Below are 14,387 nucleotides of genomic sequence, written 5' to 3' on the forward strand. Positions count from 1 at the left end.
TATGATGAGCACTGCAGCAGGAAAGAAGATCGCTATCGTCACCGGTTCCGCGCTTGGATTGGGATATGAGCTGACTCGACAGCTGATCGCCAAAGGATGGTTTGTTGCTGGTATTGATTTCAATGGCGCACGTCAGGCGGAGTTGTCAAAGGCTTTTGCTGCCGACGAATACAGAGCTTTTGTGGGGGATATTTCCGACGAATCGTTCGTGAAGAACTCTGTTGCCGCAATCTCGAAAATCGGTCATATCGATTTGCTGATCAACAATGCCGGGCAGCCTTCGTTCAAAGTCCCGACCGCATACGAGGCGGCCGATGTGGACAAGTGTCTGAAGGGGCTGAAAGGCATGGTGTTGTGGAGTGTGGAAACGCTGAAAGCAGACGGTGAGCGGGATCTCAAAATCGCCAACGTCATGTCTACTGCGGCAACGCGAGGCAACCCCAACGAATCCGTGTACTGCGCCACCAAGTGGGGTGAGAAGGGCTACACCAAGAGTTTGCAGGCCGCATACAAGGGGACCAGTGTGAAAATCGTGGGTGTCTATCCGGGTGGCATCGACACCCCGTTCTACCGTGACAGCCATGACTACGTTTCAGAAGAAAAGCAGCATACCTTCATGCGTGCCAACCAACTGGCCGAAGTGATTCTGTTCAATCTGGTCAACGAAGCGAATCTGACCGTCACTGATATCGAAATCAACCGCAATCCGGCGTGAATATAACGAATATGAAGGATTGAAGGAACGTAAGAAAAAGTATCGGGCATAGGCTACAGTTATCAGGTTTGCGCAACGTGCGTAATATTTGACATGAAAGGCCATTGTGCCCGATACCGTTTTTGATGAAGATACCCTCGCAGCCGCTTCCGAAGCGATGGGCGAGGAAGAGGAACGCCCGCTGACATTCGCCGAACTCGGCGTTCCTGGTCCGCTGGTCCGCGTGCTTGCGGCCGATGACAAGAAAACCGCTTTTCCGATTCAGGCCGACACGCTTCCCGATTCGTTGGCTGGGCGAGACATTCTTGGCCGCGGTCGTACCGGCTCCGGTAAGACGTTGGCGTTCTCGATTCCGCTGGTCGCTCGTCTGGGTGAAGTGGATGCCAACGAATATGAGAATATGAGCCAGTTCCGCCATGAGGTTGATCGTGTGAAGCAGGCTCATGCCAAGGAGCGGCGCGCCGATGATTTCGTGCCTCATCCGCGTGGCTTGGTGCTTGCTCCGACCCGTGAGCTTGCCAACCAGATCAACGACGTGCTGATGCCACTTGCCCAGATATACGGCATCAACACCACTACCGTGTATGGCGGCGTACGTTATGCCCGTCAGATCCGTGACCTTCAGGCCGGTGCCGATATTGTGGTGGCTTGCCCAGGTCGTCTTGAGGATTTGATCGAACAGGGCGCGCTCACCTTGGACAAGGTTGAGGTCGCGGTTATTGATGAGGCCGACGAAATGGCCGATATGGGCTTCCTTCCGCCAGTCAAGCGACTGCTCGGCCAGATTTCGTTCGACGCACAGATTATGCTGTTCTCCGCCACGCTCGACCATGGTGTGGACGAAGTGGTGGAAACCTTCCTGTCTGATCCGAAGGTGCATAGCGTTGATTCCGCGACGGCGACCGTTGACGAGATGACCCACCATGTGTTCAAAACCACGCAGGGCAACCGTCACGAGCTGGTGCGCACCCTCGCTTCCGGCAAGGGCCGTCGCATTCTGTTCACACGTACCAAATTCCAGACGCAGAAGCTTGCCAAGGATTTAACGCAGAACGGCATTCCTGCGGCCGAATTGCACGGCAACCTGAGCCAGAACCAGCGTGACCGCAATCTGGCCGCTTTCAACTCCGGCGATGTGAACGTTATGGTGGCCACCGATGTGGCTGCGCGAGGCATCGACGTTTCCGGTGTGGAACTCGTAGTGCAGGTCGAACCGCCGGAAGATCCGAAATCCTTCCTGCATCGTTCCGGACGAACCGCGCGAGCCGGTCATTCCGGTGACGTGGTGACCATCATTCTGCCGAACCAGCGCCGCAGAACCCGTCGCATGATGCGTGAGGCCGGGCTGACGGTCGAACCGATCGACGTGACCCCTGATTCGCCGGAAGTGTTGGAACTCGTTGGTGAAGTGGCCGAGCCGGTGTTCGGCTGGACGCTTGAGCAGTCGCAGCCGGTAGGAAATCCGCGCCGTAGGAAGAATGGCAAGGGGGGTGCCGACGGCGAACGTTCCGGCAGGCCGAACCGTTCCGGCGGGCGTAACAAGGATCGCGGCAAAGACAAGGGCGGCAAGCCGTTTAAGTCCGAACGTAAGGATCGTCGTGATCGCGACCAGCGTGAGGAGCGTAACGACAGCGCGAAGAAGTTCGAGCCGAAGAAGAACCGTGCGGAACGTCGTGCCGCCAAGTTCGAAGGTCGTGACAATCGTGAATTCGAAGCGCGTGAACATCGTTGGGAACATCCTGAAATTCAGGAGGAACGCCGCGAACAGCACGAGGAAAAGCGCAACAACAAACGTCGTGAAAAGTACACGCGCCTGCATGAGCAGCAGCGCAGCGACAATGAACAGCGCGAAACAACGAACAAGCGTAGGAACGACGGCGATTACGGCAATACCGACAATCGCAGGAAGCCGGGAAAGAAGAAGTCCGGACAGCTTGCGAAAAGGCAGGGTGCGCCAAGCAAGAAGCAGCGTAAGTCTGAAGCCCGTGCCGAGCGTCGATACGACGACGATCGTCGGTCTAAAGGCAAGAAGTATGACGAGCGTTCCTCGGATGCGAAACGCTATGACCGTCATACGGAAGTCAAGCGTGGCGGTCGCGGCGAACGTCATGACAAGCATGCAGGGCAGTCACGGCATCGTCATGCGAACATCAGGAAAGCGCCATTCCGTACGCGTTGATCGCTGAAAAGCAAAATCAAAGCTTGCGTAGCTGGTAAACAAAGAAAACGGTGTCCGCCAAAGTCTATGAACACTTGGCGGACACCGTTTTTGTTAAATCTGATTATCTATTAATTTGCTTGGCTATATGAAAAGTTGCTCAGCCTGTAATCGGATTGTATTGGTCGTCTGCGGTGAAGCACTTACGGTACGCCATCACCATAATGAGACTGTCAGCCAGAAGCGTCAACGCTGCGATGGCGGCGAGAATCAGGAACTGGTATTTCGCAGCATCGATAGGATTGCCGCCGGCGATGATCTGACCGGCCATCATGCCAGGCACCGTCACAATGCCGCTGGAAGCCAGCGAGGCGGTAGTCGGCAGCAGACCCAAACGAATCGACGAGACGATGGATGGGCGCGCGGCTTCCCAAGCGGTCGCACCCAACGCCAGCAGCGTATCCACTTCGTCACGGCGTTCCTTCATGCTTTCGAAGAACCGGCTCAATCCAACCGCCAAAGCGGACACGGTATTGCCAAGCAGCATGCCGGTCAACGGTACCACCAATTGCGGCGCATACCACGGTTGCGGGCGAATGATCAATTCGGTGACCAACGAAATCATAATGAGCATGGTGATGACCAAGCTCAAAAACACGGGGCCGGCCAAGCCTTTTGGTACACCCTTGGCACGAGACAGGGTGATTTGCACGGCCGCGATCAGCATGAACATCACCAGCAGCAGCACCAGCCATGGATTGTTCGACTTGATGACGAACTCCATAATGAAACCCATGGCGCACAATTGCAGCAACGCGCGGCACGCCGACCATAGCAGTGTCTTGCCAATGCCCATGCGCATCGCTTCGGAAATGCCCGCGGCCACGGCAACCATAACCAATGCGATAAGCAGACCCCAAATATCAATGGAATAGTAATTGCCGCTCATGCCTGCGCTCCTTGCATCGAATCGGACTGTGCCGCGAAATCATTGGAATCATTGGTTGCTGTGGTTCGCGGAGCATTCGCACTCTGCAATACGCCATTGGCCAGTGTAAGAATACGCGTGGCACGCCCATCCGGTGGACGATGGCGAATACGGATCACCGTCATGCCCCGCTCTGCGGCCTGAGCCATGATGGACGCCACCTTATCGGCGTTCTCATCATCCAAACCGGCATCAACCTCGTCGGCAAGCAGCACTTTTGGCGAAGTAAGCAAGGTGCGCGCCAAACTCACGCGGGCGGCCTGGCCTCCAGACAAGTCATGCGGAGCACGCCCCAAGTCAATATCCGCGCAGCCAATGGCGTCAAGCGTGGCTCGAATGCGAGCATCCGGCAGTAGATCGGCGGGTTTGAGAGACTTGCCGGACGACCATTTCCTGCCGAATCCTTGCTTGCCTTCGCCCGCACGAATAGCCAGTGTGAACGGTAAACGAATCGCCTCGGCCACACTCGAACCGATCAATACTGGCTTCTGCGGCAAATACGCCACCTGACTACGCCACTGCTGCGGTGTGAATTCGCTGGCAGAGCGCCCTTCAAGCTGAAAATCGCCTTTCGCATTCGGATTCAATCGTGCGAAAGCGGTAAGCAGACTACTCTTGCCCGATCCGGAAGGGCCGACCAAATCCACAATCTCACCAAGCTTCATATCAACGGATAATCCGCTGAAAATCGTGCGTTGCTCACCATCGACAGGCACGACACAGGAAACATTCGAAGCCGAAAAAACATACTGCATAATCCAACACCATACCGCTTGACTGCCGTTCGGAAGCATTGGATGCGTTTTTTAGCGTCTTCTAAGCTGGATCACATTGCATGGGAATATTGCGTCTGCCAGTCACGAATTGAAAACACTGCTCGCCATCCTCTATACAAGAGCCGATCTTATTGAATTCCGCCATAAGCGAGATAAGTCCATCGACGAGCCGTTGAATGAGCTGAGATTCGATGTGGACCGCATGAAATGATCATCTCCAATCTGCTCGACGTGGTGCAGGCAGACAATCCGGAAAACACCGTCAATGCGGCACATGATGGCGTTCGAGGCGTGATCGGCAAAGGCAAGAACGCTACTGAATAGCATCATTCATTCAGCTTGCTTACAGTATTTTTCGTTGATATTCCAAGGAAAATCAGTCTCAAGGATGAGGTCGTGCCAACGTTTCGTGGACTACAACTGGCACGTTGGAAGTGAAAAATATGAAAGCAAGAAGTGAGCATGCGTGCATGGTTGATGAACATAAGTTTGGTGGATGGCTGGTTTCCGGCAACGTTGTTTTCGATAACCGCGGTGCTGGCGGCGATACTGCTGGGTATTGCAATATGGGAGATGGTTGACGGAAGCCGTGGCGGTGGTAAACGTGCAATTGCCGTAGTTGCGTGTCCGATGGTGATTGCGGTTATTGCCGGCATTGTCGGATTGGTGATTGCCTGGTTGCTGTCGGACGTGTTTGTGGTGTTCGGTGTTGAGCTGGGCCCGCGTGTGATCGCGTGGGCTGGTTGCGGTTGCGCGATCGTCGGTTTTGCGGTCAGCCATGTGATGCTGCATAGGGGAGTGTTGCGTGCCGTCGCCGTAATACTGGTGGTATGCGCAGTGTTTTCCACCGCCACCGGCATCGATCAGGCGTATGGAGAATATGCCACCATCGGATCATTGTTCGGCCAAGACTCCTATCGCGAAGCCGACCTGACGGGAATGGCGAAACGCAGCGATTTGATTAGCGTCACGCAATGGAGGCAGGAAGCGGCAGACGGTAGCATCAGCGATATTCCCGCACATGGCGAAGTCAGTAAAGTAAATATTCCAGCCACAACATCGCATTTCGAAGCGCGACAGGCGCTGGTATATCTACCGCCTGCAGCGCTTGTCACAGCCAAACACAAGCCGGCGTTGCCGGTCATACTGATGATGAGCGGCCAGCCGGGCTCTCCGGGGCGCGTGTTTGCCGCGGGTGGCATTCAAACCATGATGGACGATTACGCGCAGCATCATGGCGGACTCGCACCCATTGTTATTGCGGCCGACCAGTTGGGAGACGATTCGCATAACACCCTATGCGTGGATTCGCCGGTGTACGGCAAGGCGTTGACCTACTTGACGAAAGATGTGGTCGACTGGGTGAAAACCAATCTTCCTGCGGCATGGCAAGCACAAGATTGGGCGATCGCAGGTTTTTCACAGGGGGCCACATGTTCGCTGCAAATCGGTGCGAACCATCCGAATTTGTTCGGCACCATCATCCCCACCGGCAGCGAGCTCAAACCGACCAATGGCAGTGAAAGCAGTATGATCAGCCGGTTCTTTCACGGCGATCGCACCGCATATGAGAAGCAGATTCCCATCAACGCTATTCGCAACCATGCGCCTTCGAACCAGACGCTTGTGATCGGCGCGGGGGAGCGTGATCGCGAGTCTGTGCGCAATGTCGAACTCATTGCACCGGTTGCTCAACAGGAGGGCATGCATGTTACGGCAGTCGAATCGCTCGGCAATGCGCATGACTGGCATGCCGTGCGAGACACGTTGCGGTATGGGCTTGTCGTATTCGGTTATAACACGGGACTGAGTGATGCTAAGCCGAAATTGGCTGACTATCCGAATCTTAAACGCATCACGATCTGACATGTCGTTTTGAAGCGTCAGCAACTCGCAATCGCAAGTATCAATCTGAATCATCTATCGAATCATTAATCCGAATTATCGAATGGAAGCATTGTTATGACGACGCAATCGCAGGAATCAGCAGTAAAACCATTATTCGGCTTTCGCGCGCTCATATCCGATCTTGCCGACTGGATTCGTCGGCACCGTATGACCTTGGGCTTCGTGCTGTTCATCACGCTGTTCAATGTCGGCATGCAGCTCGTATGCGGCATCAGACATACGCAATTTCCGCCGCAATTGTCGCGCGTGAGTTTTGACGCGCTCGCGCATGGGCGTTGGTATACCGCGCCGATCTCACTGCTGTCGGTGCCTCATTTGGGTCGTCTGCTAATCGACATTCCACTGATACTCATCGCATTCGGCTTATGCGAAACGGTGATTGGAAAGGCGAAGACGGCATGGGTGTCGCTGATCACCACGCTTGGCGGCATAGCGCTCGGTATGGGATTATGCTCGCTGTTCGCAGGCAAAAGTCCGCAATGGCATGCGATTTCGCATGATGGCGCGATTCTGGGGCCGCTGGTTGTTGTGGTAGGCACGCTGATGTGTGCCAGCGCATTCACCGCCATGCTGTGGCGTCGGCGCATTCGTGTGATCGGCTATAGCGTGGTTCTGATCATGTTCTTATACCGTGGCGAAGCCGGCGATTATTGTTTGCTGGCTGCCGCGCTGATCGGTCATGTGCTTGGTTATTTGATGGCGTCCGAGAGTCAAGGCGATGTGTATAGGCATGGCGCCTTGTACGAGATGCGCAGGCTGATTGGTATGGCTGCCGGCGTGCAGGCGTTCGGTTCGCTGGTTGCCGTTTCCTCAAGACAATCATTCGGATTGCTCTCCATGTTCGGCTTGCTGACCGGTTCCACGGAATTCGACACGGAACAAGTGTTGGATTGCCTCAACGGTTCCTCGCATGCCAACTGTTTCGCGCAATATCGTATGATGCGATTCACCATGCCCGGAAACTGGCTGGTGTCGTTGATGCCGACGCTGATGCTGCTGTTGATCGCATGGGGTCTGTATCGCGGACGCCGCATTGCCGCCGTGTTAAGTGTGCTGTTCAATGCGTGCACGGTGGTACTTGCGATGCTGTTTTATGTGGTGCTTCCGCTGCAATATGTTGGAGATTCGCAGGCTGATACGTTGCCTGCGTTGGCTCGTCACGGTGCGTTTCACGCGATGTTTTCCACTATGGCATTGCCATTGATTTTTATCGTTATCGTCATTGCGTTCCGTCAGTGTTTTACGATTCGCACTAGAAGTGAGATTATGTTGCGTGCTGTGGCAGGTGCATTGTCGGCTTTTCTGTTGTTGGGATTGATGTATGTCGGGTATGGGCTTGCCTCTCCCGAGGATTTCAACGAAAGCCCGCAATTGATTGCATTGCTTGCCGATTATGCGCAACGATTGTTGCCGATCGGATTGCTGAGTGGTATCGAACCTGAGTTTGTACCCGTCGGGCAAATCTCCTTGCTGGTATATCAGTGCGTCGGTCCGGCGTTTTGGATTATCGCTCTGCTGTGTGTTTGGGAGTGTTTGCGGGATCGTTCCATGGTGAATGACGCTTCGCGCCATCGTGTTGACGCGATTATTCCGCTTGGCGGCGAATCCATGTCATTCATGGCAACTTGGGAAGGCAATGATTATTGGTTTTCTGCAACCGGACGTTCCGCAATCGCCTATCGAGTGTCGTACGGTATCGCATTGACGGTGACAGGACCATTCGGAGATCCAAACGAATATACGGAAGATCTCACTGATTTCGCAACATTCTGCACACAACATTCCTGGACGCCCGTGTTTTACAGCGTACACGAGCCACAGCGAGCCGAACTCGCCAAAGCCGGATGGGACTCACTTGACGTCGGCACGGAAATGATCGTCAATCCCGACGAATGGCAAACCCGAGGCAAGAAATGGCAGGACGTGCGCACCGCCATCAACAAAGCCAAACGAGACGGCATCACCGACGTGCTCACCACTTTCAAGGAGGCACCCTTCTCCGTACAAACGCAGATTCGTGAGATTTCCGCACAGTGGGCCGGCAAAAAGGCCTTGCCGGAAATGGGATTCACCTTGGGTGGCGTCGACGAACTGATCGACTCCCGGGTACGCCTGCTCTACGCGGTCGACGGCAACGGCAAAGTCCTTGGCGTAACCAGCTGGCTGCCCACCTATCGCGACGGCACAATCATCGGTTGGACGCTTGACTTCATGAGGCATCGCACCGACAGCGTCAACGGCATCATGGAATTCCTGATTGCACGCATGGCTGAACGACTGCGCGACGAAGGCAACGCGGAATTCATGAGCCTATCGGCGGCGCCACTGGCCGGTATGGGATCCAACAAAGGCGAACACGAGGAAAGCGAAGTGTTACGTCATGCACTGCAAATGGTTGCAGACATCATGGAACCAGCATACGGATTCCACTCACTGTTCCGTTTCAAACTGAAATTCCACCCCGACGAAGAGAAAGTGTATATCTGCTATCCTGACGCGGCCAAACTGCCGCAAATATCGCTTGCTGTGGCGCAAGCCTACGTGCCGTCACTCACACCTGCCGAAGCCATGCGTTTTGTGCGCACCATCACGCCACATGATTGACGGTACGTCAGATTTGGCATGGTAGCAGCTTTGACAAAATGTCAGACTTGAGACGGTCCATGGTCCTGGGGTAGCTCGGGTCTACACTAAAGAACGGTTCATAAAGTACTACTTTTCCTGATGGAAGGGGTAAGCATGTCAGCTGAAGCAAACGTCGGCGTAGTCGGTCTTGCCGCAATGGGCGGTAGCCTCGCACGTAACCTCGCACACCACGGCAACAAAGTGGCCGTGTTCAACCGTTCCTACGGTCGTACCGAAAAGCTCATGAACGAGCACGGCAGCGAAGGCGAATTCTTCCCGGCGAAAACCCTCGAAGAGTTCGTGGACAGTCTCGTCAAGCCACGTACCGCCATCATCATGGTCAAGGCCGGAGAGCCGACCGACGCCATGATCAACGCGCTCGCCGACCTGATGGAACCGGGAGACATCATTGTCGACGCAGGCAACGCCTACTTCCCAGACACCATTCGTCGTGAGAAGGAAATCAGCGCTCGCGGTTTGCATTTCGTCGGATGCGGCGTGTCCGGTGGTGAGGAAGGCGCTCTGCTTGGACCTTCCATGATGCCGGGAGGCTCCGAAGAATCCTGGAAGACGCTGAAGCCGATTTTCGAATCCATCGCAGCAAAGGCCGAAGGCGAGCCGTGCGTCACCCATATCGGACTTAACGGTGCCGGCCACTTCGTCAAGATGGTGCACAATGGCATCGAATACTCCGATATGCAGCTCATCGCTGAAAGCTACGATCTGATGCGTCGCGGCCTTGGCATGACCCCGGCTGAGATCGGTGACGTGTTCGAGGAATGGAACAAGACCGAACTTGACTCTTACCTGATCGAAATCACCGCCGAAGTGCTGCATCAGGTCGATAAGAAGACCGGCAAACCGCTGGTTGATTTGATTGTCGACCATGCCGGCATGAAGGGTACTGGTACGTGGACCGTGCAGACCGCACTGTCTCTGGCCGTTCCGGTCACTGGCATCGCTGAAGCCGTGTTCGCCCGCGGTCTTTCCTCCGAAGCTGATCTGCGTGAGGAAGCCCAGAAGCAGGGCTTCGCCGGCCCGAACGGCGAACTGAACCTGAACAGCGAGGAGAAGAAGGCCTTCATCGAAGACATCCGCCAGGCCCTCTATGCCTCCAAGATCGTCGCCTATGCCCAGGGCTTCAACGAGATCACCACCGCCGCCAAGGAATACGGTTGGGACATCGATCTGGCTGCCGTGGCACGCATCTGGCGTGGCGGCTGCATCATCCGCGCGAAGTTCCTCAACCGTATTTCCGAAGCGTTCGAATCCGGTGAGGCCAACGTGTCGCTGCTGTTCGCACCGTACTTCAAGAACGCCATCGAAACCGCCGAGAAGTCCTGGCGCAACGTGGTGGCACGAGCCGCGCTCAACGGCCTGCCGACCCCGGCGTTCGCTTCGTCTCTGTCGTACTTCGACGGCCTGCGTTCCAAGCGTCTGCCCGCCGCCCTGATCCAGGGCCAGCGTGACTACTTCGGCGCCCACACCTACCAGCGTGTGGATCAGCCGGGTGCGTTCCACACCCTGTGGGCCGAGCCGGGCCGCGAGGAAATCGAAGCTTGATGTCCTGCATCTGATGTGAAGGCATGAAGGATCCCGCTATGTGCAACGGGTTCCTTCATGCCAATTGTGGATTGAAAGAATTCATATCTGGCTTCTTTTGGACTGCAATTGGTGTGGCTCTGGAATGGACTGGCACACGAGTTGTACAACGATGTAAAAGACGGTATAGTACATCGATGTAAACCAACTATCTGTCAAGGGAGAAGCTCGTGCCGAATACCTATTCCCTGTTGTGTTATACGCGTGAAGCCACTGGCCGTGAAGAGGCGAACAACGAGGATATCGCCTACAGCATGCACTTGGCGCTGCGCCTTGGGGATGATGATGGCGCCAGATGGCGGCCGCTTAATGAGAATTACGGGATTTTTTTCGCTGCCGGCGTACCTATCGCCGCCGTGCCCGAAGAATCCCGCCGCGCATGTACCGCCGCGGCGCAATACGCCGCTGATCCATACGAGGCGCCGCAGCCGGCTTCTGAAGCCGTGGGCTATGGCGCGGTGATGCCCGGTGTGGATATCACGTTGAAATCATTGAAAGACCCTTTTCTGTTCCGTCTTGCGGATGGACGGTTCGGCATCGCAGCCACTCGCACCGATCGCGGCGGCGCACCGGACGGCTCCGAACGATCTGCGTTTTTAGTGGCGGTCAGCCGTGACCTGACATCGTTTGAGCAGTTGGGGCTGGTGCGGTTGCGCACGGACAGCGGAGTCAACCGCGTCTCTGTTGCGTACCAGGCGGCCTTTGATCGCTACGTCATCTCTTGGATCGGAGACAATGGGGAGTCATATGCCGCGCAGACGGGCAATATCACGGCGGAGGCTGGTTCGGAGGATCCGCTTGACGTCGTACGGGAGGCGCAGCCGCAAGAGCTTCGATATACCGGCGATTGCGGTATCGCCAATGCCGTACCGGGCAATGTCATTCCCATCAGCGAAACGGAAGCGAAGCGTTTGACGGAACGGTTCGGGCGCATCCGCAACGTTGGCGCGTCCGTTCCGGCGCAACATGCCGACTCGGCCTTGCGCGGGGAAGCCGCGAAGGCCTCGATACTGGCGTTGGGTGCGACTCGTGCCGAACTCGCCTACAGCGATGGTTCCCGGGGAACGCGTGCGGTGGACTGGGATGCGGCGCAGCTTGAAGCCCTGGCCAGCGAAGCCGCCGAAGGAACATTCGAAGCCGGCCAGACCCGTACCGTTGCAGGCCGCATTCGCCAGACGGTCTATCCGGTGCCGTTTGCTGTGGAACGGGCCGATCCTTCGGTGTTCGCATGGAACTATAACGGAAAGCCGATGTTCATGTTCATCGCCACCGACGATACCGACGGCAATTGTGTGGACCCGCATGAGGGCCGCACCCACATGCCGTTGCGTGTCGCGGATTCCATCGAGGCACTGTCCGACGAGGCCGGCGGTCGCGCCCGGGAGATTGATCTGCTCAAGTGCGGCGATCTCAATTCGGAAGGCCGTCGCATGACCGGCTGCTTCTGGGCTCCGGAGCTGCATGTGATTGGCGGGAAACTGAGCATTCTGTTCATGCCCTGTTTCGACGGGCCAGATCACAATCCTGATGGCACGCCGAACGACCGCGCCGGCAAACCCGACATGTGGACCGGCAGCTGCCATATCATGCAGCTCAAGCAGCATGCCGATGGCACCGACTTCGATCCGCGCGATCCGCAGAACTGGACGGTTCCTGAGCCAATTCTCGATCCGGATGGTGGTACGCTTAACCCCGTCCAACGAATTTCGCTCGACATGACCGTTATCTCCGACTCCGGCCGCTGGTACTATGCGTGGCAGCAGGTCGGCAGCATCTGGATCGCCGGCTTCGACCCATCCTGCCCGTCGCGGCTCACCAGCAGGCCCAGGCAGATCGTCGTACCGGAATTCGCGTGGGACAACATGATCGCCGAGGGGCCGAACGCCATCGTCCACGAGGGTAGGATCTTCTTGATCTATTCCGGTTCGCTGGTCGGCATCGACTACACGACGGGCCTTGTCGAGGCTCCAGCCGGAGCCAATGCCGATTTGACCGACCCTGCAGCATGGACGAAACTCGATTATCCGCTGCAGAAATCCGGCGTGTACAACGGCCGTTGGCAGCTTGGCACCGGTCATGGCATGTGGTCGCACGACGAGGACGGCAATCTCATCTATGTGTTCCATAACGCCGAGTATGACAACGGGTGCTACGGCGGCCGTGACGCACAGGTGCGGCGCGTGCATTGGTCCGCGGAAGGCATGCCGATTTTGGATATGCAGTCAGATGAGGAACTTGACCCGAGTTATGCTGATATAACGATGGAAATTACCGCTCGCTGACATTCGGCGCCAAAGGCGCCTGTACGAGAGGCGGGTGGTGGGGAAGGGAGAAAGGTATGGTAAAGCAGACTGGCGGCAACGTCGAACATGTGGTGACTATGCGGGACGTTGCCAAGGCGGCCGGCATGTCGGTCAAAACGGTCTCGAATGTGGTCAACGATTATGAATTCGTTTCGCAAGCCACGCGAGACAAGGTCAACAAGGCGATCGCCGAACTCGGCTATACGCTGAATATGTCGGCACGTAACCTACGAAAGGGCCAGACCGGCATCATCGGTCTGGCCATTCCCGATCTGCAGATGCCGTATTTCGCGCAGCTGTCGTCGCTGATCATTGCGGAAGCTAAGAAGGTGGGGCTGCGCGTCATTGTGGAGCCGACGCAGTATTCGCGCGAAGGCGAGCTCGAGGCGTTGCACGGCACTCAACAGACGATGCTCGATGGGCTGATCTATTCACCACTGGAGCTTGGGCAGGATGACGTCGACCAGCTGAACGTGGACTATCCGTTGGTGCTGATCGGTGAGCGCATCTTCACCGATGCCGTCGATCACATCGCCACGGAGAACGTGGAAGGGGCCAAGCGCGCCACCCAGTATCTGCTGAAGACCGGCTGCCGGCATGTGGCGGTAGTCGGCGTGCATCCGGGGGAGAAGGTCGGTTCTGCGGCTTTGCGCTATCGGGGATATTTGGAAGCGCTGGAAGAGTTCGGCGTGGATTTCGACGATAGATTGGTGGCGGCGTCGATTATGTGGCACCGCAGCGACGGCGTAAGGGCCATGAACGCACTGCTGGATTCCGGAGTCGATGTTGACGGCGTCGTCGCGTTGAACGATATGCTTGCCTCTGGTGTGATGCATGCGATTCAGATGCGCGGTCTGAGCATCCCCGAAGATGTTTCCGTGGTCGGTTTTGATAATTCCGATGATTCTCAGTTTCTTTCTCCCTCGCTGACTTCGATTGCGCCTGGGCTTGAAGCGGTCGCCCGTCTGTCGGTGAAAGTGCTCAAGGAACGCATCGATGGCCGTGATCCGAACGCCGGGCGTCCAGGGGAAAAGATATTCCGTAAGGTCTCCTCGTCTTTGGTGGTGCGGCAGTCCACTAGGCAACTGGGCGACTCACTGATTTTCTGAGGGGGCATTGACCGCCACGTAAAGGCGGTTTCCGGCGGAATCTCCCACTTTGGTATCCTCGCGCAGCGGCATGAGCCTATGATGCCGCTGCGCGAGGATACGCAGCTCTGCCATATGAATTCTGCAGAATGACTCGCCGAGTTGTTACAACGTTGTAAGAATGATATATTCAACGTTGTAAATACTGGAATATCGGATTGGAA

The 14,387-nt window shown here is 56.2% G+C and carries 9 protein-coding genes; 7 read left to right on the top strand and 2 right to left on the bottom strand.

Translation table 11 applies throughout. From position 1 onward, the window contains the following. The first annotated feature begins 4 nt into the window (after positions 1-4). Both BBCT_RS03275 and BBCT_RS03280 read left to right on the top strand, forming a co-directional pair. Positions 5-715: an SDR family NAD(P)-dependent oxidoreductase gene (locus tag BBCT_RS03275; RefSeq protein ID WP_033512922.1), complete on the top strand. Its 711-nt coding sequence runs from the start codon at positions 5-7 to the stop codon at positions 713-715. 106 nt (positions 716-821) lie between these two features. Then, positions 822-2,894, top strand: coding sequence for a DEAD/DEAH box helicase (locus tag BBCT_RS03280; RefSeq protein WP_003835324.1), 2,073 nt, complete (start codon positions 822-824; stop codon positions 2,892-2,894). Between the two features lie 139 nt (positions 2,895-3,033). Here the strand turns inward: BBCT_RS03280 and BBCT_RS03285 are convergent, their stop codons facing one another. Next, the gene (locus BBCT_RS03285) at positions 3,034-3,822 is read right to left on the bottom strand and encodes an ABC transporter permease (protein ID WP_003835323.1); all 789 of its coding nucleotides are present in this window, start codon (positions 3,820-3,822) and stop codon (positions 3,034-3,036) included. Next, positions 3,819-4,616, bottom strand: coding sequence for an ABC transporter ATP-binding protein (locus BBCT_RS03290; protein ID WP_033512910.1), 798 nt, complete (start codon positions 4,614-4,616; stop codon positions 3,819-3,821). The genes BBCT_RS03285 and BBCT_RS03290 overlap by 4 nt, the downstream gene beginning before the upstream one ends. 594 nt (positions 4,617-5,210) lie before the next feature. Between BBCT_RS03290 and BBCT_RS03295 the strand changes: the two genes are divergently transcribed. From BBCT_RS03295 to BBCT_RS03315, 5 genes are all read left to right on the top strand, one after another. Further along, entirely contained in the window at positions 5,211-6,503 is a 1,293-nt protein-coding gene (locus BBCT_RS03295) for an alpha/beta hydrolase (protein ID WP_231858087.1), read from the top strand. A 96-nt stretch (positions 6,504-6,599) separates the two neighbouring features. Next, the gene (locus tag BBCT_RS03300) at positions 6,600-9,149 is read left to right on the top strand and encodes a bifunctional lysylphosphatidylglycerol flippase/synthetase MprF (RefSeq protein ID WP_003835316.1); all 2,550 of its coding nucleotides are present in this window, start codon (positions 6,600-6,602) and stop codon (positions 9,147-9,149) included. Positions 9,150-9,284: 135 nt separating this feature from the next. Further along, on the top strand, positions 9,285-10,733 hold the full coding sequence (gene gndA, locus BBCT_RS03305) for an NADP-dependent phosphogluconate dehydrogenase (RefSeq protein ID WP_033512913.1): 1,449 nt from the start codon (positions 9,285-9,287) through the stop codon (positions 10,731-10,733). Positions 10,734-10,942: 209 nt separating this feature from the next. Further along, positions 10,943-13,054: a family 43 glycosylhydrolase gene (locus BBCT_RS03310; protein WP_003835311.1), complete on the top strand. Its 2,112-nt coding sequence runs from the start codon at positions 10,943-10,945 to the stop codon at positions 13,052-13,054. 56 nt (positions 13,055-13,110) lie between these two features. Further along, a complete protein-coding gene (locus BBCT_RS03315; RefSeq protein ID WP_003835309.1) occupies positions 13,111-14,184 on the top strand; it encodes a LacI family DNA-binding transcriptional regulator in 1,074 nt (357 codons plus the stop codon). The last annotated feature ends 203 nt before the right edge of the window (positions 14,185-14,387 follow it).

This window comes from Bifidobacterium catenulatum DSM 16992 = JCM 1194 = LMG 11043 (assembly GCF_001025195.1).
GTDB classification, from domain to species: Bacteria; Actinomycetota; Actinomycetes; order Actinomycetales; family Bifidobacteriaceae; genus Bifidobacterium; species Bifidobacterium catenulatum.